At 67.4% G+C, this 26,659-nt stretch carries 24 protein-coding genes; 14 read left to right on the plus strand and 10 right to left on the minus strand.

The features are described 5' to 3' along the window. Window positions 1-32 precede the first annotated feature (32 nt). The 4 genes from ACIA76_RS25355 to ACIA76_RS25370 all read left to right on the plus strand — a co-directional run bounded on the left by ACIA76_RS25355 (window position 33) and on the right by ACIA76_RS25370 (window position 3,829). Entirely contained in the window at window positions 33-251 is a 219-nt protein-coding gene (locus ACIA76_RS25355; protein ID WP_397154760.1) for an MbtH family protein, read from the plus strand. Between the two features lie 97 nt (window positions 252-348). Continuing rightward, window positions 349-1,059, plus strand: a complete 711-nt coding sequence (locus tag ACIA76_RS25360; protein ID WP_397154762.1) for an NUDIX hydrolase — start codon at window positions 349-351, stop codon at window positions 1,057-1,059. 98 nt (window positions 1,060-1,157) lie between these two features. Then, complete coding sequence (locus tag ACIA76_RS25365) at window positions 1,158-3,077, plus strand: ArnT family glycosyltransferase (protein WP_397154764.1); 1,920 nt, start codon at window positions 1,158-1,160, stop codon at window positions 3,075-3,077. A gap of 101 nt (window positions 3,078-3,178) precedes the next feature. After that, window positions 3,179-3,829 carry a hypothetical protein gene (locus ACIA76_RS25370; RefSeq protein ID WP_397154766.1) on the plus strand — a complete coding sequence of 217 codons (651 nt, stop codon included), beginning with the start codon at window positions 3,179-3,181 and terminating at the stop codon, window positions 3,827-3,829. Between the two features lie 41 nt (window positions 3,830-3,870). Here ACIA76_RS25370 and ACIA76_RS25375 read toward each other — a convergent pair whose 3' ends face one another. Both ACIA76_RS25375 and ACIA76_RS25380 read right to left on the minus strand, forming a co-directional pair. Continuing rightward, the gene (locus tag ACIA76_RS25375; RefSeq protein ID WP_397154768.1) at window positions 3,871-5,652 is read right to left on the minus strand and encodes an FAD-dependent oxidoreductase; all 1,782 of its coding nucleotides are present in this window, start codon (window positions 5,650-5,652) and stop codon (window positions 3,871-3,873) included. A 60-nt stretch (window positions 5,653-5,712) separates the two neighbouring features. Beyond that, window positions 5,713-6,969: a TetR/AcrR family transcriptional regulator gene (locus ACIA76_RS25380; protein WP_397155073.1), complete on the minus strand. Its 1,257-nt coding sequence runs from the start codon at window positions 6,967-6,969 to the stop codon at window positions 5,713-5,715. 281 nt (window positions 6,970-7,250) lie between these two features. Here ACIA76_RS25380 and ACIA76_RS25385 point away from each other — a divergent pair, with 281 nt between their 5' ends. Further along, entirely contained in the window at window positions 7,251-7,691 is a 441-nt protein-coding gene (locus ACIA76_RS25385) for an SRPBCC family protein (protein WP_397154770.1), read from the plus strand. Here ACIA76_RS25385 and ACIA76_RS25390 read toward each other — a convergent pair whose 3' ends face one another. Continuing rightward, entirely contained in the window at window positions 7,692-9,794 is a 2,103-nt protein-coding gene (locus ACIA76_RS25390) for a prolyl oligopeptidase family protein (RefSeq protein WP_397154771.1), read from the minus strand. A gap of 156 nt (window positions 9,795-9,950) precedes the next feature. Further along, complete coding sequence (locus tag ACIA76_RS25395) at window positions 9,951-10,544, minus strand: TetR/AcrR family transcriptional regulator (protein WP_397154773.1); 594 nt, start codon at window positions 10,542-10,544, stop codon at window positions 9,951-9,953. A 94-nt stretch (window positions 10,545-10,638) separates the two neighbouring features. Here ACIA76_RS25395 and ACIA76_RS25400 point away from each other — a divergent pair, with 94 nt between their 5' ends. The 6 genes from ACIA76_RS25400 to ACIA76_RS25425 are packed head-to-tail and all read left to right on the plus strand — an operon-like array spanning window position 10,639 to window position 18,641. Next, window positions 10,639-12,216, plus strand: coding sequence for a carboxyl transferase domain-containing protein (locus ACIA76_RS25400; protein ID WP_397154775.1), 1,578 nt, complete (start codon window positions 10,639-10,641; stop codon window positions 12,214-12,216). Between the two features lie 5 nt (window positions 12,217-12,221). Beyond that, complete coding sequence (locus ACIA76_RS25405; protein WP_397154777.1) at window positions 12,222-14,234, plus strand: biotin carboxylase N-terminal domain-containing protein; 2,013 nt, start codon at window positions 12,222-12,224, stop codon at window positions 14,232-14,234. After that, the gene (locus ACIA76_RS25410) at window positions 14,231-15,391 is read left to right on the plus strand and encodes an acyl-CoA dehydrogenase family protein (RefSeq protein ID WP_397154780.1); all 1,161 of its coding nucleotides are present in this window, start codon (window positions 14,231-14,233) and stop codon (window positions 15,389-15,391) included. The genes ACIA76_RS25405 and ACIA76_RS25410 overlap by 4 nt, the downstream gene beginning before the upstream one ends. Further along, a complete protein-coding gene (locus ACIA76_RS25415) occupies window positions 15,388-15,870 on the plus strand; it encodes a MaoC family dehydratase (protein ID WP_397154782.1) in 483 nt (160 codons plus the stop codon). The genes ACIA76_RS25410 and ACIA76_RS25415 overlap by 4 nt, the downstream gene beginning before the upstream one ends. Continuing rightward, complete coding sequence (locus tag ACIA76_RS25420) at window positions 15,867-16,670, plus strand: HpcH/HpaI aldolase/citrate lyase family protein (RefSeq protein ID WP_397155075.1); 804 nt, start codon at window positions 15,867-15,869, stop codon at window positions 16,668-16,670. The genes ACIA76_RS25415 and ACIA76_RS25420 overlap by 4 nt, the downstream gene beginning before the upstream one ends. A 15-nt stretch (window positions 16,671-16,685) precedes the next feature. Next, window positions 16,686-18,641: an acetoacetate--CoA ligase gene (locus ACIA76_RS25425; protein ID WP_397154784.1), complete on the plus strand. Its 1,956-nt coding sequence runs from the start codon at window positions 16,686-16,688 to the stop codon at window positions 18,639-18,641. 9 nt (window positions 18,642-18,650) lie between these two features. On the opposite strand, the gene ACIA76_RS25430 is transcribed toward ACIA76_RS25425, so the two are convergent. The 3 genes from ACIA76_RS25430 to ACIA76_RS25440 are packed head-to-tail and all read right to left on the minus strand — an operon-like array spanning window position 18,651 to window position 21,156. After that, window positions 18,651-19,331, minus strand: a complete 681-nt coding sequence (locus tag ACIA76_RS25430; RefSeq protein ID WP_397154786.1) for a hypothetical protein — start codon at window positions 19,329-19,331, stop codon at window positions 18,651-18,653. A 33-nt stretch (window positions 19,332-19,364) separates the two neighbouring features. Continuing rightward, entirely contained in the window at window positions 19,365-20,090 is a 726-nt protein-coding gene (locus ACIA76_RS25435) for an ABC transporter ATP-binding protein (RefSeq protein WP_397154788.1), read from the minus strand. A 16-nt stretch (window positions 20,091-20,106) separates the two neighbouring features. Further along, window positions 20,107-21,156 carry an ABC transporter permease gene (locus ACIA76_RS25440; RefSeq protein WP_397154789.1) on the minus strand — a complete coding sequence of 350 codons (1,050 nt, stop codon included), beginning with the start codon at window positions 21,154-21,156 and terminating at the stop codon, window positions 20,107-20,109. 130 nt (window positions 21,157-21,286) lie between these two features. Here ACIA76_RS25440 and ACIA76_RS25445 point away from each other — a divergent pair, with 130 nt between their 5' ends. After that, the gene (locus ACIA76_RS25445) at window positions 21,287-22,435 is read left to right on the plus strand and encodes a sensor histidine kinase (protein WP_397154791.1); all 1,149 of its coding nucleotides are present in this window, start codon (window positions 21,287-21,289) and stop codon (window positions 22,433-22,435) included. Further along, a complete protein-coding gene (locus tag ACIA76_RS25450) occupies window positions 22,432-23,049 on the plus strand; it encodes a response regulator (RefSeq protein ID WP_397154793.1) in 618 nt (205 codons plus the stop codon). Before ACIA76_RS25445 ends, ACIA76_RS25450 begins: the two co-directional genes overlap by 4 nt. 3 nt (window positions 23,050-23,052) lie before the next feature. On the opposite strand, the gene ACIA76_RS25455 is transcribed toward ACIA76_RS25450, so the two are convergent. Both ACIA76_RS25455 and ACIA76_RS25460 read right to left on the minus strand, forming a co-directional pair. Further along, the gene (locus tag ACIA76_RS25455) at window positions 23,053-23,679 is read right to left on the minus strand and encodes a hypothetical protein (protein WP_397154795.1); all 627 of its coding nucleotides are present in this window, start codon (window positions 23,677-23,679) and stop codon (window positions 23,053-23,055) included. After that, complete coding sequence (locus tag ACIA76_RS25460; RefSeq protein WP_397154797.1) at window positions 23,676-24,338, minus strand: papain-like cysteine protease family protein; 663 nt, start codon at window positions 24,336-24,338, stop codon at window positions 23,676-23,678. Before ACIA76_RS25460 ends, ACIA76_RS25455 begins: the two co-directional genes overlap by 4 nt. A gap of 199 nt (window positions 24,339-24,537) precedes the next feature. Between ACIA76_RS25460 and ACIA76_RS25465 the strand changes: the two genes are divergently transcribed. After that, complete coding sequence (locus ACIA76_RS25465; protein WP_397154798.1) at window positions 24,538-25,422, plus strand: C1 family peptidase; 885 nt, start codon at window positions 24,538-24,540, stop codon at window positions 25,420-25,422. On the opposite strand, the gene ACIA76_RS25470 is transcribed toward ACIA76_RS25465, so the two are convergent. After that, window positions 25,392-26,396, minus strand: a complete 1,005-nt coding sequence (locus tag ACIA76_RS25470; RefSeq protein ID WP_397154800.1) for a transcriptional regulator — start codon at window positions 26,394-26,396, stop codon at window positions 25,392-25,394. The genes ACIA76_RS25465 and ACIA76_RS25470 overlap by 31 nt on opposite strands. Between the last annotated feature and the right edge of the window lie 263 nt (window positions 26,397-26,659).

A 26,659-nucleotide genomic window follows, 5' to 3' on the forward strand; every position in this document is an offset into this window, starting at 1 on the left:
GCCGGAAACGCTCACGCGAGAAAGGCAATTCGATGGGAAACCCCTTCGACGACGATGATCCCCGCTGCTACGTCCTGATCAACGAGGAGGGCCGGTGCGCGCTGTGGCCGGTCTTCGTGGCCGTGCCCGGTGGTTGGACGATCGCGCACGGCCCCGCGCGGCGCCGAGAGTGCCTGGACTATGCCGAATCTCGCTGGATCGAGCCGCGCCCGGCCGCGTTGCTCGGGGCCATGCGCCTGAAGGCCAACTGAATACGCGCCGCGGCGTACCCCACCGAACACCCTGCATCCGGTACGCCGCGGCGCTTCCCCTCTATTTATCGTCATCCTGACGATTACAATCCGATTCATGGGCAATGCTTTTCGCCTCAATGCGGCGGTCGCGGTGGAACTGGTGGTACTCACCCTCGGCGCGCGCACGCTGCCCAACGACACCCTCTGTGGACTGCTGGTCCAGCGGCTTCTCGCGCCCTATCGCGGACGCTGGGGCCTGCCGGGCGGGTTGGTGCAGCCGGAGGAGAGCCTGTCCGCGGCGGCCGTGCGGGTGCTGCGCGAGGAGACCGGAATCCGCGGCGATCAGCTGCATCTGGAACAACTAGCCACCTACGGCGAACCCGGCCGCGACGCGCGCGGTCGCGTGATCAGCATCGCCTATCTTGCGCTGGTGCCGAATCTGCCCGCGCCCAATGCGGGACCCGAGGCGGCGGCGGCCGCCATCTGGTCGGTGGATCAGGTGCTGGCCGATCGCGGGCGGCTGGCCTTCGACCATCACCGCATCCTCACCGATGGTGTCGAACGGGCCCGCGCCAAACTCGAATACGCCCCGCTGGCGACGGCCTTCTGCGCTCGCGAATTCACCGTCGCCGATCTGCGCCGGGTCTACGAGGTGATGTGGGGTACGACCATCGATCCGCGTAACTTCCACCGCAAGGTGACCAGCACACCCGGATTCGTCGAGGCCACCGGCCGCACGATCGCCCGCGACGCGGGCCGTCCCGCACAGCTCTACCGGGCCGGACCGGCGCGGGTGCTGCATCCGCCGATGTTACGACCGAGCTGATCGGCACACAGGAAACTCCCAGCCAGGCTGGAGCAAGCCTGCCAGCCGCGCTCTCTAGGCTCACCCACGCCCGGATTCGCGTGGGAAAGGCGGACTGCATGGTGGTGTCGGTGACAGGCGGTGAGCGGCTCCGCCCGCGCTGGGTACTGCCGAGTCTGGTGACACTGCTGGCGGCGACCGCCGTGCTGTATCTGTGGGGCCTGCGCGCCGCGGGCTGGGCCAATCCGTATTACGCCGCCGCGGTGCAGGCGGGCACGCACAGCTGGAAGGCGTTGCTGTTCGCCTCGCTCGATTCCGGCAATGCCATCACCGTCGACAAGCCGCCCGCCGCGATGTGGGTGATGGGTCTGTCGGGGCGGCTGTTCGGATTCAGCGCCTGGTCGATGCTGCTGCCGCAGGCGCTGATGGGCGTCGCCACCGTGGCCCTGCTGTACGGGGCGGTGCGGCGCTGCAGCGGCCCGGCCGCCGGGCTGCTGGCCGGCGCCGCGCTGGCGGTAACTCCGGTGGCGGCCTTGATGTTTCGCTACAACAACCCCGACGCGCTGATGACACTGCTCGTGGTGGCCGCCGGCTACTGCGTGGTGCGGGCGCTGCACTCGCCGAATCCGCGCTGGCTGTCCGCGGGGACCGGCTGGCTGGTGCTGGCCGGGGTCGCGGTCGGCTTCGCCTTCCTGGCCAAGATGATGCAGGCGTTCCTGGTGCTGCCGGGTCTGGCGCTGGTCGTGCTCGTGGCCGCGCCGGGCGGAATCGCCTCGCGCCTGGGCAAACTGGTGACCGCCGGTGCGGCCGTCGCGGTATCGGCGGGCTGGTATGTGGTCCTGGTCGAGCTCTGGCCCGCCGGTTCCCGGCCCTATATCGGCGGCTCCACCGATAACAGCCTGTGGAATCTGGCCGTCGACTACAACGGGCTGGGCCGCGTACTGGGCAATCAGGGCGGCGGCCACGGCGGCGCGAATCATGCCGCGCCGCCGCCACATCCGGCGGTGGCCGCACCCCCGCCTCCGCCCGGTCCGCATTTCGGCGGCATGGCCGGCAGGCAGAACGGGGTGCTGCGGCTGTTCCAGGATTCGCTGGCGACCGAATACGCGTGGCTGCTGCCGGTCGCGGTGATCGGCCTGCTGGCCGGACTGTGGCTCACCCGGCGGGGCGCGCGCATCGACCCGGATCGGGCGGGTCTGCTGCTGTGGGGCGGTTGGCTGGTGAGCACGGCCGCCGTGCTCAGTTATATGAGCCGTTCGTTCCACACCTACTACACCGTCGAATTGACCCCGGCCATCGCGGCGCTCGCGGGCATCGGCATCGTGCTGCTGTGGCGGCGGCGCGACCACTGGCAGGCCCGGGCGACGCTGGCCGCGATGTCGGCGATCACCGGGGTCTGGGTCTGCGTCCTGTTCGGCTACACCCCGACCTGGTTGCCGTGGTTGCGCTGGAAGTTGCTGATCGCCGGATTCGTCGCGGCCGCACTGCTGTTCGCCTGCGCGCACCGGCCCCGCCGGACCGCCGCGGCGATCGCGGCCGTCGCCCTGGCGATCGGCCTCACCGGCCCCGCCGCCTACGCGGCCGAAACCGTGGCCCTGCCGCACAGCGGCGGCAGCCCCTACAGCGGACCGACGCGATCGCACGGCGGCGGTTTCGGTGGCGGTGGCGAAAATGCCACGGCCACACCACAACTCGACGCGCTACTGACCGAGGTGGGCGGAACCCGCTGGGCGGCGGCCACGGTCGGCTCCCAGCAGGTCAGCGCACTCGAATTACGCACCGGCACATCGCTGTTGGCGGTCGGCGGCTTCAGCGGCCGCGACGACGCCCCGACGCTGGCGCAGTTCCAGCAGTACGTCGCCGACGGCGATATCCACTACTTCCTGCTCGCCGATCGCGGCAATCGGAACAACCGGCCGGGGCGGTCGAACTCGGCCACCAGCGGCGGCGAGATCACCGCCTGGGTGCAGGACAACTACACCGCGGCCACCGTCGACAAGGTTGCCGTCTACGACCTGACGGCCCCGCGCAAGGCCTGATCGGGGTGCGGAGGTTGCGCGCACATGACGAGGGCATATCGACTTCGAGAGCAATCGCGTGGTGGCGTGTGCGGACCGATTGCCGGTGGTAAACCAGCACTATGACGCAGGTGGCGGCCGGCGCGCCGACGACGCAGGGACGGTCGGCGGAATTCTGGGGATATGTGATGTGGGGCCTGGCTGGCCTCGCGATCCTGGTGCCCGAGCTGATGTCGATCTTCTCGATCGCCGACTGGCCGACGATCTCCGCGACGGTCGGTCATCTCGAGGCCCGGCACGACTGGGTGCGGCTGATCGTGGTCTTCGTGATCGTCGCGCTGGCCTACTACGCGGTGCCGCAGCTGGCCAAGCGGCCCGACGCGGCCGGGATGGTCGGCGGTCGGCAGGTGACGGCCAACGGCCGGCTCACCGCCGATATCGAGGCGGTCGGCTACCAGAACATGGGCGGCTATCTGGTCTTCGCCTTCGTCGCCTACGCGGTCGGCGTGGCCTTCGCGGCCGGGGCGCGCGCGGTGCATCCGGGTACCTTCCTCGGCGGCTATGTGCTCTACGGCATCATCGCGCTGGTGTGGGTGATCATCCCCAGCGCACTGGCGATGTTCCTCGCGCGAGAGGTGGCCTTCCCCACCCTGTTTCGCACCCTGGCCTACCTCGGCCGCCGGGCCCACTGGCTCGCGGCGGTAGTACTGGCACTACTGGTAATCCTGCTCATCCACCTGGCCTTCTACCCCTGGCCGCAGCTCGACTGGTGAACTACCGCGGCCCGCTCTCCGGTCGCCGCTCGAATGGTGAACTACCGCAACGGATAGCGGCGATCGATCACATCGAACATGTTGGGCTGGGCGGCGTGGAACAGTTCGCGGTCGACGAGTTTCAGTGGCTCCCACAGCGGCATCGTGTACATCGGCCGGATCGGTACCGGCGGTCGTCCGGATCCGGCGGCGTGGACCACGGCACCGGCGGCCAGTCTGCCGCCCTCGTTGGCGCCCTCCATACAGGCCACGTTCATCGGCGTCTTGATCCAGTCGCCGGCGAGAAATAGGTTGTCCACCGCCGTATGGGCGTCCGGGCGATCGGCCCACGAACCCGGATTCTGAATGAAAATGGCGTCGTCGTAAGCGATTCGGGGAGTTCCGGCACCGGTAAGTCCCGGATCGATCTGCCAGGAGTGCAGCATCTCGTCGGTGAGCTTCACCTCGCCGTCGTGATCGAGGTGGGCCTTCATCTGGGCCCATGTCTCCCTGGCGATCTCGTCGGGAGCGCACTGCTTCGCGGTGCGGCGGTCGAACATTCCCGGCTCGTCCCATTCGGAGATGATCGCCGACAACACCTCCCGCACCCGGCCGTCGCCGTAACTGCTCGGCGGCCGCCGCCAGAACTGCGCCTCGCTGATCGAGGTGAGCCCCCACGGCGAATCGTTGTATCCGACATGGCCGACCGCGATCTCGGGCTGTTCGGTGAGGAAGAACTGAATGCCGACCATCCAGGCCGCCTCCAGCCGCGCGATTCGGCCCAGCGCCGGATCGATCGCGATCAGCTCGTCGGACAGCACCGCGGTGATCTTGTCCAGCGGTATCGCGCAGACGTAGTGATCGGCCTCCACCGCGCCGCGATTTCCCGCGCCGTCGACGACCGTCGCGCCGGTGATATGGGCGCCGTCGTTATCGAGCGCCGAAAGCCTCTGTCCCAGCTGGAATGTCACGCCGATCGAACGCAGATAGTCGACCCACGGCGTGAGCCAGGCCTCGGTGGTCGGCCCGTTGAGCACGCGATCGTTACCCTTGCCGTCGGTATCGTTGTCGAGGTTCAGCAGCGACCACACATACTGCTCGCCGACCCAGCCGATCGAATGCGCGCTGCAATTGGCCGATTTCGTCGCCACCAGCTCGCGGATGAATCCGTCGCCGAGGAAGCGGTTGTACTCGGCCGAGGAGTTGTCCAACCGTGCGAAATCGGTCCAGGTCATCCGCTCCCACTGCCCGAGCTTGCGCTCATCGCAACTGGATACGTACACAGCGAGCCGCTCGGCGGCGAATATCGCCTCGAGTGGCGGCAGCCGGAAGAGCGTCTCGAATCCGGCGGCGACCGAGTCGATGAACTCCTGCGGAGTCATCGGCGGCCGTGACAGCGGTAACGGAAACGGCAGCGGGATGGTCAGATTGTGCCGATTCACCCCCGCGATCATCGCCGCGTCGAGCCGCACCAGATTGTCCCAGACGCCATGGGCGTTGCCGGGGAACGGAATTCGTCGCAATGTGTCGGGGAGATTGTGATAGAAGCCGAAGAAGCTGCGGAACCCGTGCTCACCCGGCAGTCCGTCCGGGGTGTAGATACTGCGCGCCTTACCGCCCGCATCGGCCAACTTGTCGAATACGGTGACGGCGAAGCCTCTTTCGGCCAGCTCATGCGCCGTGGTGAGCCCCGCGGGTCCGGCCCCGAAGACCGCCACCGACGGTCCACCGGGCGCCGCCCGTCCCGTGGGCGCCAGCGTGAGGGCTGCCGCCACCCCACTGGCGAGCCCCGCGCTCCGCAGGAAGTTCCGTCGTGTGAACCGATTCCCAGACCAGTCACCCATGCCTATATGTTATTAGGCATTCTTGAGTTACGTGATCGGTTTGACTGGGAAAACTATGCTCTAAGTACCGATCGATTCCGCACCGAACAGGGTGACCTCCAGTAGCTGGATCACCTTGTCCTGCGGGCAGATGGACTCGTTGTCGAAGGCCCGGCCCAGATCCACGACGAGGCTGAACGCCGCCTGCACGAGGATGCGGGCCTGCGCCTCGGACAGTTCAGGGCGGACCCGAACCAGCAGCTTCACCCATTCGGCCACGATCAGGCGCTGGATATTGCGCAGCACCGCCCGCTCCTCGGCGGGGACATGCCCGAATTCGGCGTAGTAGACGAAGGTCAGCTCGCGTTCGGCGAACGAACCCGCGACATAGAGATCGATCAGCTTGGACAGCGCCTCGGCCGGATCCGACGATGCGGCCGTCGCCGGGCCGATCGCGCCCGAAACCCGGTCCGCCGCACGACGAAACGCGGCGGCGAGCAGATCGCTCTTGCTGCGGTAGTAGCGATACACCGCCGACGCCGCGGACAGATCCGCCGCCATCGCGATGTCCTCGACACTGACATTCGGATAGCCGCGCTGATGGAACAGCTCCACGGCCTTCCGCAGCAGCAGTTCGTGTTTGAACGACTGCGGAATCTCCACCGCCCGCGGATGACGCGAAAACGCCTCGGCCGCAGGGAGATCCGCACGCACCAGCGACCAGGCCGCCGAATTCAACACGGCGGTCAATGGTTTCACCGGCAGCGTGGCATGATGATCGCCGATGCTGCTGACCACGCTGAACAGCGCGACCGCCCGCACACCGCGCTCCCGCCGCGACAGCTCGGGCCGTAGCTCGCCGATGAGATCGCGCACCACCGCGACCGCGCCGGTGAACTGATCGTCGAGCGTCGTGCGATCGGTGTCGTCGAGATAGCGGCGCTCCCAGCGCACCAGCGCCACGGTCGGACGATTGGCGATGGTATCGGCGATCACGGAGTCGATGACCCGGCCGAGCCTGTGTTCGGGCGGGAGTTCTGCGGCCTGCTCGGGCAGCGTGACCGCCGCCACGGTCGCGGTGCCCAGGCGCAGCAATTCCTCGCGGAACAGCGCGTACTTGCTCGGATAGTGCCGATACAGCGCCGCGGAGGAGATGCCGAGCCGGCTGGCGATATCCTCCATGCTCACCCCGTGATAGCCGAGCGAGCCGAAGGCGGCCGCCGAGGTCGCGGCGATTTGTGCACGGCGATTCTTCGGGCGCCGGCGAATCACGCGCTCCGGAGGATCCGTCGCCGACGGCTCGCTGGGCTGTGCGGTGGCGCGCTGTCCTCGGCTCAAGGTGCTGGCCTGTCTCTCGGTAGCGGCACGTCGTGCCGGGTCTCGGCGGGCGCGCTCGGGCTGTGGGGTGCTGCCGGGGCGGCTGCGCTCCTCGACATTCACGATCGCTATGGTAGCCAGCGGTGGTTTCGGCCCTGTTCAGTGTTACGCGCGGTTTCGCCCTACCTGTGATCTGGACCCTCCGGTATCGAAACAGCATCGGTTCGTTCGGTTGTACTGGTTCGCCCGGTTGTGCGGGCCGTAGGCTCCGCAGGATCCCGACCTTCATGAACGGAGCCGCCATGCGCACGGTGGACCTGGAACGCACCATCCAGGCGCCCATCGCCGACGTGTTCGACTGGCTGACCGATGCCACGAACTATCAACGGGTACTGCTGATTCGGCGGGTCACCCTGGTGCGCCCGGGCGATATCGCCGAACACGGCGTCGGCGCCGTTCGATTACTCGTCACGCCGCTCATGCGCATCACCGAGGAGATCGTCGAATACGATCCGCCGAATCTGATGCGCTACAAGATCCTTCATTCGGTCCCGCCGTTGCGATCGCAGGACGGGTTCATCTCCTTCGCCAAGAACGAGCGCGGCACCCGGGTGCACTGGCACACCCAATTCGAGGTTGCCGCACCGCTTTTCCATCGATTCTGGACGCTCGCGCTGAGCCCGATCGTGTCGCTGGGCATTCATTCGGTGCTCGCGCGGGCGAACCATGAGCTGCGTCGCTGATTACCTCAGCTGCCGCATGAAGTAGGTGTAGCGCAGGGCGGTGGTGACGGCGGATTCGTCGATATTGGCGCCCGCGCCGTGCCCGCCCTCCGAACCCTCGTAGTACAGATACGGGTCGCCCAACGAGTTCAGCCGCGCGGCGAACTTGCGGGCGTGCTGCGGGCCGACCCGATCGTCCTTGGTGGTGGTCCAGATGAACGGTTCCGGGTAGTGCACACCGGATTTCAGCTGCGCGTAGGGCGAGATCTTGGCGAGGAACGCGCGCTGGGCCGGATCGTCGACGCTGCCGTATTCGCCCACCCACGACGCTCCCGCGGCGATCTGCTGATAGCGCAGCATGTCCAGCAGCGGTACCCCGATGTCGACCGCGTTCCACAGCTCGGGGTGCTGGGTGAATTCGACGCCCATGAGCAGTCCGCCGTTGGAGGCGCCGGTGATGCCCAGATGCCGTGCCGAGGTGATCTTCCGGTCGATGAGATCCCTTCCGACCGCGGCGAAATCGTCGAAGGCGCGCTGCCGGTTGGTGGTCAGCGCCGCCTCGTGCCAGGCCGGACCGAATTCGCCGCCGCCGCGGGTGTTCGCCAGGGCGAACGCGCCGCCGCGCGCCAGCCACAACCGCCCGAGCACGCCGGAATAGCTCGGTGTCGAGCTCACCCCGAATCCGCCGTAGGCGTTGAGGATCAGGGGATTGTTGCCGTCGAGCGGCATATCCGCGCGATGGACGACGAAGTACGGAACCTGCGTGCCGTCGGCGGAGGTGGCCTTCCATTGATCGACGGCCAGTCCCGTCGAATCGAACTGGGGTGGCGTGGTTTTCACCGAGGCGAGGGCATCGGTGGTGGTGTCCAGGCGCCACAGCGCGGGCGGATCGAGGAAGGAGGTGACCGTCAGATACGACAGGCCGCTGTGGTCGTCCGCGGCGGTCGCGGAGATGGCGGCATTGTCGGGCAGGGCCAGCGGCGTCGCCGCCCATGAACCGTCCGGGCGTGGGTTGTAGACCGTGGCCCGGCCGCGCACATCCTGCAGCGACAGCACCACCACCTGGTCGCGGGTGGTCATGACCTGTTCCAGGGCTTCGGACGGGCCCGGGGCGTAGACGACAGTCGGCCGCAGATGGCCGGGATCGCGGGCGAGCTCGTCGGCGTCGAGGGCGACCAGCGTCCCGGCGGGATAGTTGATGCCGTCGACGGACCAATCCTGCTGCAGCGAAAAGAGAACGCGATTGGCGACCATGCCCTGCAGATCGGCCTTCGGCGGCAGCGCGACCGGTGCGGCGCCGTTGACCAGCAGCCGGTATTCGTGATCGAAGAACGACGGGTTGCGATCGAGCAGGGCCAGCCGGTGATCCTCGCCGTCGGTCAGCACGACCGGCCGGGTGCTGACATCGCCGGCTTGGCCGCGGCCGACCTCCACCGCGGCGTCGAGCGGGCGGCCCCGGTCCCACTGCTTGACCACATACGCATATCCGGAGCTGGTCAGCTGGCCCGGCTGCCATTCGCGCCCCACCAGCAGCGAATTCCCGCCGAGCCAGGCCACATCCTGCTTACCGCGCGGCAGGGTGAAGCCGTCGGGGACGAATTGTTTTGCCGGAAGGTCGAATTCGCGCACCGTGACCGCATCCTCGCCGCCCTCGGACAGCTCGACGAGACAGCGTTCCCCGGCCGGTTCGCAGTCGGCCCCCTTCCACACCCAGCTCTTGCCCTCGCTGCGCGCCAGCGCGTCCACATCGAGCACCGTCACCCAATTCGGCTGCGGCGACTCGTAATCCGCGACCGAGGTCTTCCGCCAGATCCCCTGTCGATGCTGCGGATCCTGCCAGAAGTTGTAGATCTCCCCGTGGATGATCGTCGGCGTGGCCAGCCGATCCGGCGAATTCCCGATCTCCTTGGCCTGCGCGAGATTGTCGGCATAGCGCGAATCCTGTTGCAGCGCACCGAGCGTCTTGGCGTTCTCGGCCGCGACCCATTGCTGCACCCGCTGACTGTCGTTGTCCTCCAGCCAGCGGAATTCGTCACCGGATGACGAGGACTGCCCGCACGCCACCCCGGCCGCGGCCAGCACCACGGCCATGACCGCCATCAGACCACCCGAAGTACGTCCCACAACGCCTCCCCAAGATCGTCCCGAGCGCTCCAGCGTAGGGCACATACGCCGACGCGCCGGGACGGTCGATCGTCCCGGCGCGCCTGCTGATCGACGAGCGCTCGGCGGCATCGCGGGCGTGCGGGCACAGTCGATGAAAGGCTTTATCCCGCAAGCTCACCCGAGCGCCGTCAACGCCATGGCGCGCAGGATCGGCCGTGCGCGAGTCGCCAGCGCGGCGGACGCACTGTGCGGAGTCGAGTTGAGCAGGCCGAAGGTCGCGTGGGCCTGCACTCTGGCCGACGCCTCCGCCAGATCCGGATGCAGCTCGCGCAGCACACCCACCCAGATCTCGACGTATTGCCGCTGCGTGCGGCGAACCTGGCGCCGCGCCGCCTCGGGGAGATTCGCCAGATCGCGATCCTGAATGCGGATCAACTCCGGCTCGCCGAGTGCGAAATCGAGATGGAACTCGATCAGCCCGGACAGCGCCCCGCCCGGTGTCTCCGATCGGGCCACCACACCCTCGCCGCCGGCGAGCAGGCGGCGGCTGATCCCCACCAGCAACTCCACCAGCAGCGCCTCCTTGTTGGGGAAGTGCCGATACACCGCCGGACCGCTGATACCGGCCGCGGCGCCCAGATCCTCGAGCCGCACCCCGGGGAATCCGCGATCGGCGATCAGCCGCGCCCCCGCCTCCAGCAACTGCTGCCGACGCTGCGCCTTGAGCTGCTCGCGTCGCGTGGGGGCGACGGAATCACTGCTGGTCATCGCGCCTCCTCTCCGTGGCCCTCGACATCTCGGTTAGTACAGATTATCTTGAAGTTCAGTTATTGGCGATTAACCGATCGGGCAGGACGGCGTGATGACGGTTACGCAGGACACGGGCGTGGACAACCGGACGGCACATCTGGAACTGGTGGCGGATCTGCGGGCTCGGCTCGCGGCGACGGCGCTGGGCGGTCCCGAGCGCGCGCGCGAACGGCATATCGCGCGCGGCAAGCTGCTGCCACGCGAGCGGGTGGACCGGCTCCTCGATCCGGGCAGTCCGTTCCTGGAACTCGCACCGCTGGCGGCCACCGACATGTACGACGACGACTGCCCGGGCGCGGGCGTGATCGGCGGCATCGGCCGGGTGTCGGGGCGCGAATGCGTGATCGTGGCCAACGACGCGACGGTCAAGGGCGGCACCTACTACCCGATGACGGTCAAGAAGCATCTGCGGGCCCAGGAGATCGCGCTGCAGAACCGGCTGCCCTGCATCTATCTGGTCGATTCCGGCGGCGCGCATCTGCCCTCCCAGGACGAGGTGTTCCCCGACCGCGAGCACTTCGGCCGCATCTTCTACAACCAGGCGACCATGAGCGCCAACGGAATTCCACAGATCGCCGCCGTGCTCGGCTCCTGCACCGCGGGCGGCGCCTACGTCCCGGCCATGAGCGACGAGGCGGTGATCGTGCGTAATCAGGGCACGATCTTCCTGGGCGGCCCGCCGCTGGTGAAGGCGGCCACCGGCGAGGTGGTGACCGCGGAGGAGCTGGGTGGCGGCGAATTGCATTCCCGCATATCGGGTGTCACCGATCATCTGGCCGAGGACGACGGGGACGCGCTGCGCATCGTGCGCCGCATCGTCGCCACCCTGGGCCCGAAGTCCCCGAGCCCGTGGGATATCGCGCCGACCGTGGAACCCACCCGGCCGCAATCGGAGCTCTACGACGTCGTCCCGGTCGACCCGCGCACACCTTACGATGTGCGCGAGGTGATCACCCGCGTCGTCGATGGCGGCGAATTCTCCGAATTCAAGGCCGAATACGGCCGCACGCTGGTCACCGGCTTCGCCCGCATCCACGGCCATCCGGTCGGCATCGTCGCCAACAACGGCGTACTGTTCGCCGAATCCGCCCTCAAGGGAGCGCATTTCATCGAGCTGTGCGATAAACGCTCGGTGCCGCTGGTCTTCCTGCAGAACATCACCGGCTTCATGGTCGGCCGCGACTACGAGGCGGGCGGTATCGCCAAACACGGCGCGAAGATGGTGACCGCGGTGGCCTGCGCGCGGGTGCCGAAACTGACGGTGGTGATCGGCGGTTCGTACGGCGCGGGCAACTACTCCATGTGCGGGCGCGCGTATTCGCCGCGCTTCCTGTGGATGTGGCCCAATGCGCGGATCTCGGTGATGGGCGGCGAACAGGCCGCCTCGGTGCTGGCCACCGTGCGCGGCGATCAACTCGGCGACTCCTGGACCCCGCAGGATCAGGAGGCATTCAAGGCGCCCATCCGGGAACAGTATGAGCGCCAAGGTAATCCGTACTATTCGACCGCGCGGCTGTGGGACGACGGCGTCATCGACCCGGCCGATACTCGCACGGTGCTGGGCCTGGCTCTGTCGGTCTGCGCACAGGCGCCGCTGGCGCCCGTGTCCTACGGCGTCTTCCGGATGTGATCGAGATGATGCATAAATCCCACCCTGTCCCGTTCGACACCGTCCTGGTCGCCAATCGCGGCGAGATCGCGGTGCGCGTCATTCGGACCCTGCGCACCATGGGAATTCGTTCCGTCGCGGTGTACAGCGACGCCGACGCCGAGGCCCGTCACGTCCGCGAGGCCGATCTCGCGGTCCGCCTCGGCCCGGCCCCGGCGCGGCATAGCTACCTCGATATCGATCGTGTGGTCGACGCCGCGGTGCGCACCCGCGCGCAGGCCGTACATCCGGGATATGGCTTCCTGTCGGAGAATCCGGCGTTCGCGGCCGCCCTGGCGAAGGCGGGCATCGTCTTCCTGGGCCCGCCCGTCCGGGCCATCGAGATCATGGGCGACAAGATCGCCGCCAAGAACACGGTCTCGGCCTTCGGCGTCCCGGTGGTACCCGGCATCGCCCGCCCCGGTCTGACCGATGCCGAATTGATCGACGCCGCAACCGATATCGGCTATCCGGTGCTGGTGAAGCCGTCCGCGGGCGGCGGCGGTAAGGGTATGCGGCTGGTGCACGAGCCCGAGCGGCTGTCCGACGCGCTGGTGAGCGCCCGCCGCGAGGCGGCGGGCGCCTTCGGCGACGACACCCTGTTCCTGGAGCGTTTCGTCACCCGCCCCCGGCATATCGAGGTCCAGATTCTCGCCGATCAGTTCGGCCACGTCCTGCATCTGGGCGAACGCGAATGCAGCCTGCAGCGCCGGCATCAGAAGGTGATCGAGGAGGCCCCCTCGCCGCTGCTGGACGTCGTGACCCGGGCGCGGATCGGTGTGGCCGCCTGCAATACCGCCCGCAGCGTCGACTACGTCGGCGCGGGCACGGTCGAATTCATCGTCTCCGCGGATCGTCCGGACGAGTTCTTCTTCATGGAGATGAATACCCGTCTGCAGGTGGAACATCCGGTCACCGAGTTGGTCACCGGCGTCGATCTGGTCGAATGCCAGATCCGGGTGGCCTCGGGCCAGAAGCTGGCCGCGAGCCAGGACGAAATCCAGCTGACCGGTCACGCCGTCGAGGCTCGCGTCTACGCCGAGGATCCGGGCCGCGACTTCCTGCCGACCGGCGGCACGGTGCTGGCGCTGTCGGAGCCGGAAGGCGCCGGCGTGCGGGTGGATTCGGGTCTGCGCGCGGGCACGGTGGTCGGTAGCGACTACGACCCCATGCTGTCGAAGGTGATCGCCTTCGCCACCGACCGCGCCGAGGCCATCGCGAAACTCGATGCGGCCCTGGCCGATACGGTCGTGCTCGGCGTACGGACCAATACCGATTTCCTGCGCTTCCTGCTCGCCGATCCCGATGTGCTCGCGGGACGGCTGGATACGGGCCTGCTGGACCGGCGCGCGGTCGACTTCCGCGCCGCCGAGGTCACCGACGAGCAGTTCATCGCGGCCGCGGCCGCCCGCTGGCTGCGCGTCTGGTCCGCGCGGCCGTCCAACCCATGGGAGATCCCGAACGGCTGGCGTCTGGGCACCCCGGCACCGACCACGATCCGTCTGGCGGGCGGCGATCGCAGGGTGCACGTCTCGATCACCGGTCGCCCGGATGCCGCGCGGGTATGGCTCGGTGAGGGTGAAAGCCGCACGCTGGCAGCGGATATCGGTGCCGAGGGCATCGTGGTGACGCTGGACGGCATCCGCGCCCCGTATCGGATGGCCGAACAGGGCGATCAGATCTGGCTCGCGGACCCCTCCGGCATCGCGATCCTCCGCGAGGTCGCCGAGGTGAGTACCCGCGCCGCCGCCGAACATATCGGCGACGCCGAAATCCGCAGCCCCATGCCGGGTTCGGTGATCGCGATCCCGGCCGCCCCCGGCTCGACCGTCGCCGCGGGCGCGCCCGTGGTCATCGTCGAGGCCATGAAGATGGAGCACACCCTCACCGCCCCGATCGCGGGAACCGTTGAGCTGCTGGTCGACTCGGGCGCCCAGGTACAGGTCGACCAGGTTCTCGCCCGCATCGTTCCCGACACCGAGAAGGAGACACCCGCATGACCGACTTTCTGTCCACGGGCGCCCTGCCCGACGATTACCGCGACCTCGCGCTCACCGTCCGGGATTTCGCACGCCAGGTCGTCGCCCCGGTCTCCGCGAAACACGATGAGGCGCACAGCTTCCCGTACGAGGTGGTCGCGGGCATGGCGGAGATGGGCCTGTTCGGCCTGCCGTTCCCGGAGGAGTACGGCGGCATGGGCGGGGACTACTTCGCGCTGTGCCTGGCCCTCGAGGAGCTCGGCAAGGTCGACCAGAGCGTGGCCATCACCCTCGAGGCGGGGGTCTCACTGGGCGCGATGCCGATCTACCGCTTCGGCAACGACAAGCAGAAGCAGGAATGGTTGCCGCAGTTGACCTCCGGCCGCACGCTGGCCGCCTTCGGCCTCACCGAACCGGGTGCGGGCAGCGATGCGGGCGGCACCCGCACCACGGCCGTACTCGACGGCGACGACTGGATCATCAACGGCAACAAGCAGTTCATCACCAACTCCGGCACCGATATCACCCGCCTGGTGACGGTGACCGCGGTGACGGGCCAGTCGGATGGCAAGAAGGAGATCTCCACCATCCTGGTGCCGACCGATACCCCCGGCTTCACCGCCGAGCCCGCATACAACAAGGTCGGCTGGAACGCCTCGGACACCCACCCGCTCACCCTCGTCGATGTGCGTGTGCCGCAGGAGAATCTGCTCGGCGAGCGCGGTCGCGGCTACGCCAACTTCCTGCGCATCCTCGACGAGGGGCGCATCGCCATCGCCGCGCTCGCGGTCGGCGCGGCCCAGGGCTGCGTGGACGAGAGCGTGCGCTATGCCAAGGAACGCGACGCGTTCGGGCAGCCGATCGCCCGCAACCAGGCCATCGCGTTCAAGATTGCTCGCATGGAGGCCCGGGCCCATGCCGCCCGCGCGGCCTACTACGACGCCGCCGCGCTGATGCTGTCCGGTAAGCCGTTCAAGAAGCAGGCCGCCATCGCCAAGCTGGTCGCCAGCGAGGCCGCGATGGATAACGCGCGCGACGCCACCCAGGTCTTCGGCGGCTACGGTTTCATGAACGAATACGCTGTGGCGCGGCACTATCGTGACAGCAAGATTCTGGAAATCGGCGAGGGCACCACGGAGGTGCAGTTGCTGCTGATCGGACGGGAGCTGGGGCTGTGAGCGAACCTCTTCGCCGGGTGGTGCAGCGCGGGCTGTGGTTCGAGGAATTCGAGGACGGCGTGCTGTACGAGCACCGACCCGGCCGCACCATCACCGAGGCCGATAACGTGCTGTTCACGACGCTGACGATGAATACTCAGGCGCTGCATCTGGACGCGGCGTTCGCCGAGGCGCTGCCGCCGTTCAACCAGCGGCTGGTCAATTCGATGTTCACGCTGTCCACGTTGGTCGGGCTGTCGGTCGCGCAGCTGACGCAGGGCACGATCGTGGCCAATCTCGGCTTCTCCGATATCGCGTTTCCGAAGCCGCTGTTCCACGGCGACACGCTCTACGCCGAGACGCTGATCACCGAGAAGCGCGAATCCAAGAGCCGCCCGGGGGAGGGGATCGTGACCTTCGCCCATACCGGCCGCGATCAGCACGGCGACGTGGTGGCCACCGCGACGCGTAAGACGCTGGTCCGATGCAGGCCCGCATGAGCTGGGAGATGTCCGGCCCGGCCTGGCTGTTCTGCCCCGCCGACCGCCCCGAGCGCTTCGAAAAGGCCGCCGCCACCGCCGATGTCGTGATCCTCGATCTGGAGGACGGTGTCGCGCCCGCGGACAAGGCGGCCGCGCGGGAGGCGCTGATCGCTACCCCGCTCGATCCGGCGCACACGATCGTGCGCGTGAACGCGGTGGGCAGCGAGGATCACACCCTGGATCTGCGCGCGCTCACCCGCACCGGCTACGAACGCCTCATGCTGCCCAAATGTGAAAGCGCCGAACAGCTTTCGCGTCTCACCTATGAGACCGTCGCGCTGATCGAATCGCCGCTGGGCGCGCTGGCCGTCGATTCGGTGATGCGCGCGGCCAATGCGATCGGCGTCATGTGGGGCGCGGAGGATCTGGTCGCCGCGCTGGGCGGCAATGCCAGCAGACATGCCGACGGCGGCTATCGGGACGTGGCCCGGCACGTTCGCTCGTCGGCCCTGTTGGCGGCCAAGGCATATGGGAAGTTCGCGCTGGACTCGGTATATCTGGACATTCGTGATCTGGACGGTCTGCGCGCCGAGACCGAGGATGCGGTGGCGATCGGATTCGACGCCAAGGTGGCCATCCATCCCGGCCAGGTCCCGGTGATCCGCTCCACCTACGCGCCCTCGGACGACGAATTATCCTGGGCGCGAAGAGTGCTCGCCGAGGTGCCGCACAATCGCGGCGTCTTCGCATTCGAGGGCCGAATGGTCGACGGGCCGGTCATCCGTCACGCCGAACGCATCGTCCGGCGCGCGGGTTAGAACAGGAGAGTGATTGTGGTCCAACCACAGTGGGTGCCGACGGCCGAGGATATGGCGCGGGCGCGGGTCACCGCGTTCGCGCGATTCGTGACCGGGCGGACCGGCCGCGAATTCCCCGACTACCACTCGCTGTGGCACTGGTCGGTCGACGACATCTCCGGCTTCTGGGGTGCGGTGTGGGAGTACTTCGACCTCGGTCCCGCGCCCGAGCAGGTGCTGGCGGATGCGGATATGCCCGGTGCGCAATGGTTTCCGGGCACGCGGCTGAACTACGTGGATCAGATCGTGCGCCAGGCCCGCACGGATCGTCCGGCGATCGTGTACGCGAGCGAGGACGGCGGTCTCACCGAGATGTCCTGGGCCGAACTGCTCGGTCGCACGGCCGCGTTCGCGGCGGTGCTGCGCGCGCGAGGCGTGCTGCCGGGTGACCGGGTCGTGGGCTATCTGCCCAACATTCCGGAGGCGGTGATCGCCTTCCTGGCCACCGCCGCCCTGGGCGCGGTCTGGAGCGCCTGCGGGCAGGACTATTCGGCCAAGGCGGCGCTGGATCGGCTCGGCCAGCTCGAACCGGTCGTGCTGGTGACCGCCGACGGCTATCGCTACGGCAACAAGGCGCACGACAAGTCCGCCGAGATCGCGGATCTGCGCGCGGGCCTGCCGACGCTGCGGGAGACCGTGGTGGTGTCCAGGATCGGGGGCGAGGTGCCCGGCGCGCTGGATTGGGCGAAGGCCACCGAGCCGACCGGCGCCGAGATCGACACGGGGCAGGTCGATTTCGATCATCCGCTGTGGGTGCTGTACTCCTCGGGCACCACCGGCCTGCCGAAGGGTATCGTGCACGGCCACGGCGGCGTCCTGCTGGAGCATCTGAAAGCCGTTGCGCTGCAGGCGGATATCGGCTCCGATGACGTGTTCTTCTGGTACACCAGCCCGAGCTGGATGATGTGGAACTTCCAGATCGCGGGCCTGCTGGTGGGCGCTACGATCGTCTGCTACGACGGCAATCCGGCCGCCCCCGCCCCGGATTCCCTGTGGGATATCGCCGCTCGCACCCGCACCACGATCCTCGGCTCGAGTCCGGGATACATCCTGTCCTGCATCAAGGCCGGAGTGTCGCCGCGGCGCGACCACGACCTGTCCGCACTGCGCATGGTCGGCATCACCGGCGCGTCCCTGCCGCCGTCCTCCTCGATCTGGCTGGGCGAGCAGGTCGGCGAGCATATCCAGGTGTCCTCGATCAGCGGCGGCACCGATGTGGTGTCGGCCTTCCTCGGCGGCGTCCCGACGGTCCCGGTGTGGCCGGGCGAGCTGTCGGTGCCGTTCCTGGGCGCGGCCGTCGACTCCTGGGACCCCACCGGTCACCCGATCCGCGGCGAGGTCGGCGAGCTGGTCATCACCAAGCCCATGCCGTCGATGCCGGTCAAGTTCTGGAACGATCCGGACGGATCCCGCTACCGCGCGGCGTATTTCGAGACGTTTCCCGGAATCTGGCGCCACGGCGACTGGGTCACCCACACCGATCACGGCAGCTTCGTCGTTCACGGCCGCTCCGACTCCACTCTCAACCGCCACGGCATCCGCATGGGCTCCGCCGACATCTACCAGGCCGTCGAATCCCTCCCCGAAATCGCCGAGGCCCTGATCATCGGCGCCGAACAACCCGACGGCGGCTACTGGATGCCGCTGTTCGTGGTCCTGGCCCCCGACGCCACCCTGACCGAAGCCCTGAAAACCCGCATCAACCACATCATCCGCACCGAGGTCTCCCCCCGCCACATCCCCGACGTCATCATCCTCGCCCCCGGCATCCCCCACACCCGCACCGGCAAGAAGCTCGAGGTCCCGATCAAACGCCTGTTCCAGGGCGCGGACCCCAGCCGAGTAGTGGAACGCACCGCGGTCGACAATCCCGAACTGCTGGATTGGTATGCGGCTGTCGAGATGCCGAAGGGGGAAGGTCTCGAGCGTTAGGTCAAGATCTCATTCGCCGAAGACATCGTCGAGGGCTTGCGCAGTCGCGGCCCGCTCGATCCAGCGCACCAGCTGCTCGGGGTCGGTGCACGTGGTGATGCGGTCGACGATGGGCTCGGGCACCGTGAATCGCACCCGAAGGAAAGCCAGCAGTGCGCTGGCCTCTCCTTCGACTTTGCCTTGGACCTTGCCCTCGACCCGGCCTCGCTCTATGTAACGCCGGGCGAAATCACTTTTGAATGTCTCTGTGCCGGTCGTCATCAGACTCTCCATGAAGTGCTGTGCCACTGCCTTCGGCAAGACTCGTAGTACCAGGTCAATGTACATGTCGCAGATGTCATCGTCGACCACGTTCTCGGCGAGGGCAGCGAGGATCGAATGGTGATCGGGATGCCTGCGGTGGGCGAGTGCCGATAACGCCGTCAACTCGGGGTTCCCGGCCGCGACCTGTGGGTCGGTGATCACCGGAACGTCCGCCGGGCTCAGCACGATGGGTGTGAGGACACACCCCGGAGTGATCGTTATCGGCCGGCGGCACTTGGCGGCCGCCCGCTCGTTCGGGCAGATCACGAGCAACAATGTGGGAGCACGTAGTCTCGCGCGGAGCGTGGACACATACACCGGCCAGCTCCACGCCTTGTCGAGGTCGGGGCGAAGTTGCACTTCGACGATCACGGCCAGGGTGGGCACGGTAGCCGCGCCCACCGACAGGAAATGACCTGGTCAGGCGGCCAGGTTGACCGATTCGTCGATGGTGAGGACGCCGTCGACCATGCGGTAGACCGCATCCATCTGGTGCAGGTGGGAGCGGTCGTGGGTGACCAGCAGGGTGGCGGTGTCGTGGGTGTGGACCACGTCGAGGATCAGGTCGATGATGGCGGCGCCGCGGTCCTGGTCCAGGGCGCTGGTGGGCTCGTCGATGACCAGTAGGGCGGGGTCGTTCATCAGGGCGCGGGCGATGTTGACGCGTTGGCGCTGGCCGCCGGACAGTTGGGCGGGGCGCTTGTGCTCCTGGCCCGACAGGCCGACCGATGCTAGTAGATCCCTTGCGCGGCTGCGGGTCTCGCGGCGGATGCTCGGGGGGATGATCAGGTGCTGGCCGAGATGGGCCATGGCTTCCAGTTGTTCGAGCGCGGTGAGGGCGGGCACGAGATTGGACTGCTGGAAGACGATGCCGATCTGCTCGCGGCGCAGGCGCGCGGCCTCGCCGCGGCTCAGGCCGACCAGATCCGCTGTGCCCGAGGCGGTGTCCAGGCGAATGCTGCCCGAGTCGGGGCGGATCAGGGTGGATACCACCGCCAGCAGGCTCGACTTGCCCGAACCCGACGGTCCGGTGATGGCCGCGATCTCGCCGCCGCCCACCCATAGATCCACCGAGTCGAGGGCCGTGATGCGGTCCGCGCCATCGGGATAGGTGAGCGTGACCTTGGACACGGTCAACGAATGCATCGAAACTCCTGATATCTCAGCATGATTGGTTCAAGGCAGTCAGCGGGTCGGTGGTGGCGAGGAAGCGGAGCGCGAACGCGGCGCCCACCAGGCCCAGCCCGATCAGCGCCCCGGCCGGCACCAGAGTCGTTGCGGCGCTGAGCACGAATGGCATCGCGTCACCGATGAATGTGCCCGCCACGGCCGTCAGGCAAACCCCGATTCCGACGCCGATCAACAGCACGATCAACGCCTGCCCCAGCGCATCGCGCATGAGCGATCCGGTGGTGGCGCCCAAGGCCTTCAGCGTCGCGACATCGGGGGTGCGCTGAATCGTCCACACGGTGAAGAAGGCGCCGATGACCAGCGCGGAGATGGCGAACAGCATGATCGTCATCAGCGTCAGTGACCCGTTCTCGGCCTGATACGACGAGATCGCCTGGTACGAACCGGAAACGCTGGTGGTCCGGGTATGCGCCGCGGCATTCGCGGCCGCGGGATCGTGCACACCCGAGACGATCAGCACGGTCGCCGCACCACCGCGCGGCAGCGCGGACTGCCAGTCCGACAATGTCATCCACACCACCGGCGTATGCGCGTACCAGTCATCTGCCCCGATCCTGGCCACGGTGAACACACCCGAACCGATCGACATGCGGTCACCGACCGCCGCGGCGAGCTTCTTCGCCGCGGGCTCGCTCAACACGATCGTCCCCGGCTGAGTAGCCACTTGGTTGCCAAAAGCCTTGCCGTCCACCCCGAACAGCGCGACCTGGGTCGGCGCGCTCCCGTCGCGGGTCGCCTGTCCGTGCCCGATCCCGACCGGATCGACCACACCGCCGGCGCGTTGCCAGGCCTGTACCTGATCCGCGCTCAGTGCCGAGGAATCGAACGACGGCGACGAACCGGAATCGGCGAAGACCACCGCGTCCCCGTGCAGCCGCTGCAGCACCGAGATGTTCTGATGGGCCAGTCCCGCCGTCAGTCCGCTCAGAAAGCTCACCAGCAGCGCCACCATGACGACCACCAGCGTGATGAGCAGGAATCGGCCGCGGGCGGCCCGCAGATCTCTGAGCGCGACGAACATATCTCCACACTCGCCCCGATCCGCGCCCGGGCCATCGCAAGCCGGAACCATTCGCCGACCACCGGGCGGTGGGTGCCCGATTCCTCCTTTCGATGGATGCCGCCCTGGTAACCGCGCATAAGCTGACTAGGTGCACCGGTCCCCACTCGCTCCCGTCTTCGCCGCGCTGCAGCTCGGTCTGCACGCCCTCATGGTGGCGCTGACGGGTGTCGTGGTCGTGCGGGGCCTGGTGCTCGGAAGCGGCCACCGATGGGGGGTGGCCGCGCTGTCGGCGGTGTTCCTCATCACCTACTTCGCCGGAGTCTCGCTGCGCGGGCGTCCCATGGCCGCCCGGGTATGGCTGGGCGTGCTGACCGTGCTGTGGCTCGGTCTGCTCGCGCTCGTGCCGGACGCGGAGTATCTGGTCTTTCCCCTGTTCTTCCTGTACCTGCATCTGCTGCCGCGCGCCTGGGGCGTGATCGCGGTCGCCGTCACGACCGTCGCCGCGGTGGTCGGATATCAACTGCACCGGGGCTGGAACGTCGGCGGCGTGCTCGGCCCGATCGTGGCGGCGCTCGTCGCGATCGCGATCGGGCTCGGCTATCGCGCCCTGTTCCGCGAGGCCGCCGAGCGCCAGCGGTTGATCGACGAATTGCTGGCCACCCGAGCCACTCTCGCCGAACAGGAACGTACCGCCGGTAAACTCGCCGAGCGCGAGCGGCTGGCCCAGGAGATCCACGACACCGTGGCCCAGGGCCTGTCGAGCATTCAGCTGCTGCTGCACGCCGTCGAACGCGCCGCCCCCGAACATCCTGCGCTGCAACAGATTCGCCTGGCCCGCGACACCGCCGCCGACAGCCTCGTCGAAACCCGCCAGCTCATAGCGGAACTCACCCCGGCGCCCCTGGACGGCCAATCGCTCACCGACGCGCTGGATCGAATCGCGCAGCGCGCCAGCGCCCCCGGCCTACAGTCCCAGTTCATGATCGAAGGCGCCCCCGAACGACTGCCGATGCCCATCGAGGCCGCGCTGGTCCGCGTGGCCCAGGGCGCGGTGTCGAATGTGGTCCGGCACGCCCGCGCCGAGCGGATGCGCATCACCCTCACCTACGCCGACGACGCGGTGCATCTGGACGTGGTCGACGACGGTGTCGGCATCGACCCGAAGGTGTTCGGCCGCGGCACCTTCGGACTCAACGCCATGCGCAGCCGGGTCGAACAGCAGGGTGGCAGCATGAACGTCGAATCCGAGGCCGGTCACACCGCCGTCACCGTCGCGTTCCCGCTGGCGGAGTCATGATCCGCCTGCTGCTCGCCGACGATCACGCCATCGTCCGCGCCGGGCTCGAGGCGCTGCTGGATTCCGATGACGATATCGAGGTGGCGGGCGAGGCCGCCACCGCCGAGGAGGCCGTGGCCTTCTGCAGCACAACCGAAGTCGATCTGGTCCTGATGGATCTCCGCTTCGGCCCGGGCAAATCGGGTGTCGACGCCACACTGGCCCTGCGCGCCTTGCCCAATCCCCCCAACGTCCTCGTCGTCACCAACTACGACACCGACGCCGATATCCTCGGCGCCATCGAGGCGGGGGCGTGTGGCTACATCCTCAAGGACACCCCGCCCGCCGAACTCCTCGCCGCGGTCCGCGGCGCCGCCGCCGGTGAAAGCGTCCTGTCTCCCTCGGTCGCCTCCAAACTCATGACCCGAGTCCGCAAGCCCGACACCACCCTGAGCCCCCGCGAAATCGAGGTCCTCGGGCTGGTAGCCGACGGCCACTCCAACCGCGAGATCGGCAAACGCCTGTTCCTCAGCGAGACAACGGTGAAATCCCATCTGGTGCATATCTATTCGAAACTGGGTGTGAAGTCCCGCACCTCCGCGGTGGCCCGAGCGCGCGAGCGCGGAGCCATTTGAGCCTCATCCGCCCGGACGTCCGGCCGGCTGTCGGACAGTGAGCCATTGCTCGAATTCGGCGAGGTCGAACTCGCGGCCGTGTAGGTCGGCGTAGGTGCCGGATTGTATTGCGGTGACTCGGGTTTCGGTCCAGCCGAACCAGGTGTGGGACGGGTAGTCCAGGAGCAGGCGGGTGTCGGGGGGTAGCGTCGCGGCCGCGTCGGATTCCTCGGCGCCCGAGGCGATCGCCCGGGGGGTGTAGCCCTGGTCGGCGGCGAGTTGCAGTGTGTCGGTATCGGTTCGGGCGCCGATGCGGACCGGGACCGCGATATAGGACGGGGTGCCCGCGTCGCGCATCGTGGCCGACGGGTTGCCGACGAAGGCCGGATCGATCGCGTAGACCAGGATCGGTGGTCCGGCGCGCCGCATGAGTGCGTCGTCGGAACCGGGGGTGGGATGCGATCGCAGGTATGAACCGGCCAATTGCTGGGCCGCGGCCGAGGCCAGGGTGCGATCCACGGCGGGGAGGTCGACGCTCGCGGTCCACGCGGTATCGGGCGGATCGTCGCTGTGCGATGCGGTCGCGCAACCCGCGATCGCCGAGGCCGCGAGGAATGCGAGCGCGGCCGCGCGAAACACGTGCCGCCTCATTTCTGCTTCGTGATTCGATAGTCCTCGCCGAACCAGATCCAGTCCGGATTCTCGGTATACGAGGCCAGGGTCTGGGTGACGCTGCGCCGGGAGGTCGGCCACGGATCGCCGTAGGTGATGGTCGCGGCGTCGGCGTCGTAGCCGTAGACGACCTGGGCGTGCCCGCCGCCCTCGGTCCACGCGATGCCGGTGAGGATGGGGCGGTTCGCCGAGATCTCCGAGGCGACGGTCGTCATCGAGAACGGCGAGCCGACCGAGGCGCCGAATCCGATCTTCCCGAACGCCGCGGCGATCTCCTCGAGCGAGGCCGTGTCATTCGGGCAGGTGCCGTGCGAGTCCACACCGAACACGAGTTTGCAGTAGTCGTTCTGACCGATCCAGTGCCCGAGATATGTTGCTATGGATGCGCCGTCGGCCGCCCAGCACCACTGATTCCATTGCTGGATCTGTTGGAAATAGGGCAGCGTCTTCGCGCCGAACGCCGATATGCGCGGTTCCAGCACACCCGGTAGCCCAGGGGTTACTCGCAGACCCATCGAGTGTCCGCCGAAATCCTTGCCATCGGCAGGCGGCGCAGCGAGCGAAAGCCCTTGTCCGACCGACAGAATGATCATTACCGCGATTCCGAGCAGGACGCCCATTTTCCGAATCGGCCGCATGCGAGCACCTCTTTCCGAGTCTTCACTCCTGAAGATCATCGTAGTGATCGCGGCTCGAGTGCGACAGCGATGAACGCGTTGAACGCTTGCCCGGCTCCGGTGCGAGCGCGAAACATTGATTCCGTCGTGAAGGAAGTCTTCCGGTCCTCACCGGTCCACCCGCGACAGGGCAGTAGCACCGATTGTTTCAGGAGAAGACATGCGCTATTCACACTTATCCGCCGCAACGGCATTCGTCCTCGGCGTCGGACTCGTTTCGGCGGGATTCGCCAACGCGGCCCCGCAGCCGCCCAACGCCCCGGCCCCCTCCTCACCTCAGCTCAAGCATCACGCTTTCGGTTTCGATGTGAAGGGCGCGAAGGCAGCACAGAAGCGCGGCAACACCAGTTCGGGCCACGCGCTGCCCGTGCGTGTGGGCGCGATCGGCGCGCCGCCGTCGTCGTACTCGCTGCAGCAGTACGCCCTGACCCCGGGCGATCAGGGGCCGGTCGGAGCATGCGTGACCTGGGCGACCGGCTACACCGGGTACGGGATTCTGATGAACGAGCAGGGCATCAGCGGCAGCCCGATGGCGCCGATGTTCATCTACTCGCAGATCGCGAAGGGCAACGATCAGGGCACCTATGCCTCGGTCGCATTGCCAATGGAGCAGGAGCAGGGCATCGATACGAAAGCCGATTACTGGCAGGGGGATTTCGACTACACCACGCAGCCTGATCAGAACGAGATCGCGAACGCCGCGCATTACAAGCTGTCCGGTAACAAGGATCTGACGGGCGGCGATGTGGTGACGAATGTCAAGAAGGCGATCTCTTCCGGACTGCCCGTGGCGATCGGGTTCGAGGTCCGGCAAAGCTTCATGAACCTGAACTCGAGCAACTACAACTACGATCCCTCGCCCAGCGACAGCACAGTCGGCGGCCACGAGGTGACGATTGTGGCGTACGACGACAATGGTGTCACCATCGAGAACTCCTGGGGATCCAACTGGGGTAATGCCGGTTACTTCACCGCCCCGTGGTCCTTCCTCACCGGCGGCGATGTGGATGAGGTTCACTCCATGGGTCGACTGGTTACCGGATAGTCGATAAGTTTCTCCGGCCCCTGTTCGACGGAATCGTCGACAGGGGCCGAAGTCTGTCTTTGCTCCAAATGTGCTGCGAATCTTCGCCAATCCTCCGAGAAGACGTACGCGAGTTGCACAATCAGGCTTATGGCGTGTGCGGGCAACGCATCGATCATGCCCTCGAGTGCGGTGTTGGCCATCGCATACAGTTCCAGTCGGCGCAGCAGTGCCCGCCCCGCCTCGGTGAATCGCAACGAGGGATCGGATTTGAGTCGATGGATCACCAGCCGCGCATCCTTGATCTGCACGCGTTCGGCGGATCTGGGCGGCGCCGGGGTGCGATTCGCGGGGGGCCGCGGTCCCGGAATCGGATCATCGCCGCGGCGCAGGCGCTGACGCACATCGTGCGCGGTCCCGAGTGATACCCCCGCCGCCTTGGCGACCTCCCGCAGCGGAATTCCGGGCGAACGCGCGATCAGCTCACTCGCGATTCGGCGACCGTCGGCCCGATCCGGACTGTGCGGGCGGCCGTCGCGGCCGATGCGGATGTTCGACTGGGTATCTATCCCAGTCGAACGCCGCAGCGCGCCGATCGTCTTGTGCGACAGTCCCGTTGCCACCCCGATGGCGCGATCGGACCACTGTGGGCAGTCCCGGATGATCCGCGACGCCGCGGCCTTGCGATCGGCCAGCGACAGCGGCAGACCATGGGTGATGTTCATCTGAACGGCCAGGATGAACGCCTCGGTCTCGGAACCGTCGAAGAACTGTGCCGCGATCGTCTGCGCACCCCGCAACCGGGCCGCGCCGACGCGATGCGCGCCATCGATCACCCGCATGCTCGGGCGATGCACCAGGATCGGTGGCAGCGTCTCCTCGACCTCCGCCAGCGCGCGAATATGCACGAAGTCCGCACCCGCCAGCCGGGGTGAGTCGGCCAGTGCCAGTGTGTCGAGCCGTATCTGGACGGTTTCTCGTCTGCCGATGAACATCAGACCTCCTGATCGCCGGCATGTTCGTACGCCGAAGCTGCCGACCGAAGAGTCATGAGAATTGTTGCGCGAGTGACTGTTCCAACGGACGACATCGCAGTCTGTCGCCGGGGTACGAACAACCGGCTAAATCATGACACGAAAGCTCGCCATGCGTCGGCTATATCTGCGGGGGATTCGGAGGTATGGAAACCTTTCGATGCCAACAAGATTGGCGATCATGTATCAATCATGTTAAGTGCTGCAACAAGATACGAAACATT

Origin of the sequence: Nocardia sp. NPDC051570 (assembly GCF_044454005.1) — a bacterium.
GTDB lineage: Bacteria > Actinomycetota > Actinomycetes > Mycobacteriales > Mycobacteriaceae > Nocardia.

Bases quoted from the DNA above. Each gene is read 5' to 3' on its own strand.
- ACIA76_RS25355 (WP_397154760.1), top strand. From the start codon at position 33: ATGGGAAACCCCTTCGACGACGATGATCCCCGCTGCTACGTCCTGATC.
- ACIA76_RS25360 (WP_397154762.1), top strand. From the start codon at position 349: ATGGGCAATGCTTTTCGCCTCAATGCGGCGGTCGCGGTGGAACTGGTG.
- ACIA76_RS25365 (WP_397154764.1), top strand. From the start codon at position 1,158: ATGGTGGTGTCGGTGACAGGCGGTGAGCGGCTCCGCCCGCGCTGGGTA.
- ACIA76_RS25370 (WP_397154766.1), top strand. From the start codon at position 3,179: ATGACGCAGGTGGCGGCCGGCGCGCCGACGACGCAGGGACGGTCGGCG.
- ACIA76_RS25375 (WP_397154768.1), bottom strand. From the start codon at position 5,652: ATGGGTGACTGGTCTGGGAATCGGTTCACACGACGGAACTTCCTGCGG.
- ACIA76_RS25385 (WP_397154770.1), top strand. From the start codon at position 7,251: ATGCGCACGGTGGACCTGGAACGCACCATCCAGGCGCCCATCGCCGAC.
- ACIA76_RS25395 (WP_397154773.1), bottom strand. From the start codon at position 10,544: ATGACCAGCAGTGATTCCGTCGCCCCCACGCGACGCGAGCAGCTCAAG.
- ACIA76_RS25400 (WP_397154775.1), top strand. From the start codon at position 10,639: ATGACGGTTACGCAGGACACGGGCGTGGACAACCGGACGGCACATCTG.
- ACIA76_RS25405 (WP_397154777.1), top strand. From the start codon at position 12,222: ATGATGCATAAATCCCACCCTGTCCCGTTCGACACCGTCCTGGTCGCC.
- ACIA76_RS25410 (WP_397154780.1), top strand. From the start codon at position 14,231: ATGACCGACTTTCTGTCCACGGGCGCCCTGCCCGACGATTACCGCGAC.
- ACIA76_RS25420 (WP_397155075.1), top strand. From the start codon at position 15,867: ATGAGCTGGGAGATGTCCGGCCCGGCCTGGCTGTTCTGCCCCGCCGAC.
- ACIA76_RS25435 (WP_397154788.1), bottom strand. From the start codon at position 20,090: ATGCATTCGTTGACCGTGTCCAAGGTCACGCTCACCTATCCCGATGGC.
- ACIA76_RS25440 (WP_397154789.1), bottom strand. From the start codon at position 21,156: ATGTTCGTCGCGCTCAGAGATCTGCGGGCCGCCCGCGGCCGATTCCTG.
- ACIA76_RS25450 (WP_397154793.1), top strand. From the start codon at position 22,432: ATGATCCGCCTGCTGCTCGCCGACGATCACGCCATCGTCCGCGCCGGG.
- ACIA76_RS25455 (WP_397154795.1), bottom strand. From the start codon at position 23,679: ATGAGGCGGCACGTGTTTCGCGCGGCCGCGCTCGCATTCCTCGCGGCC.
- ACIA76_RS25460 (WP_397154797.1), bottom strand. From the start codon at position 24,338: ATGCGGCCGATTCGGAAAATGGGCGTCCTGCTCGGAATCGCGGTAATG.
- ACIA76_RS25465 (WP_397154798.1), top strand. From the start codon at position 24,538: ATGCGCTATTCACACTTATCCGCCGCAACGGCATTCGTCCTCGGCGTC.
- ACIA76_RS25470 (WP_397154800.1), bottom strand. From the start codon at position 26,396: ATGTTCATCGGCAGACGAGAAACCGTCCAGATACGGCTCGACACACTG.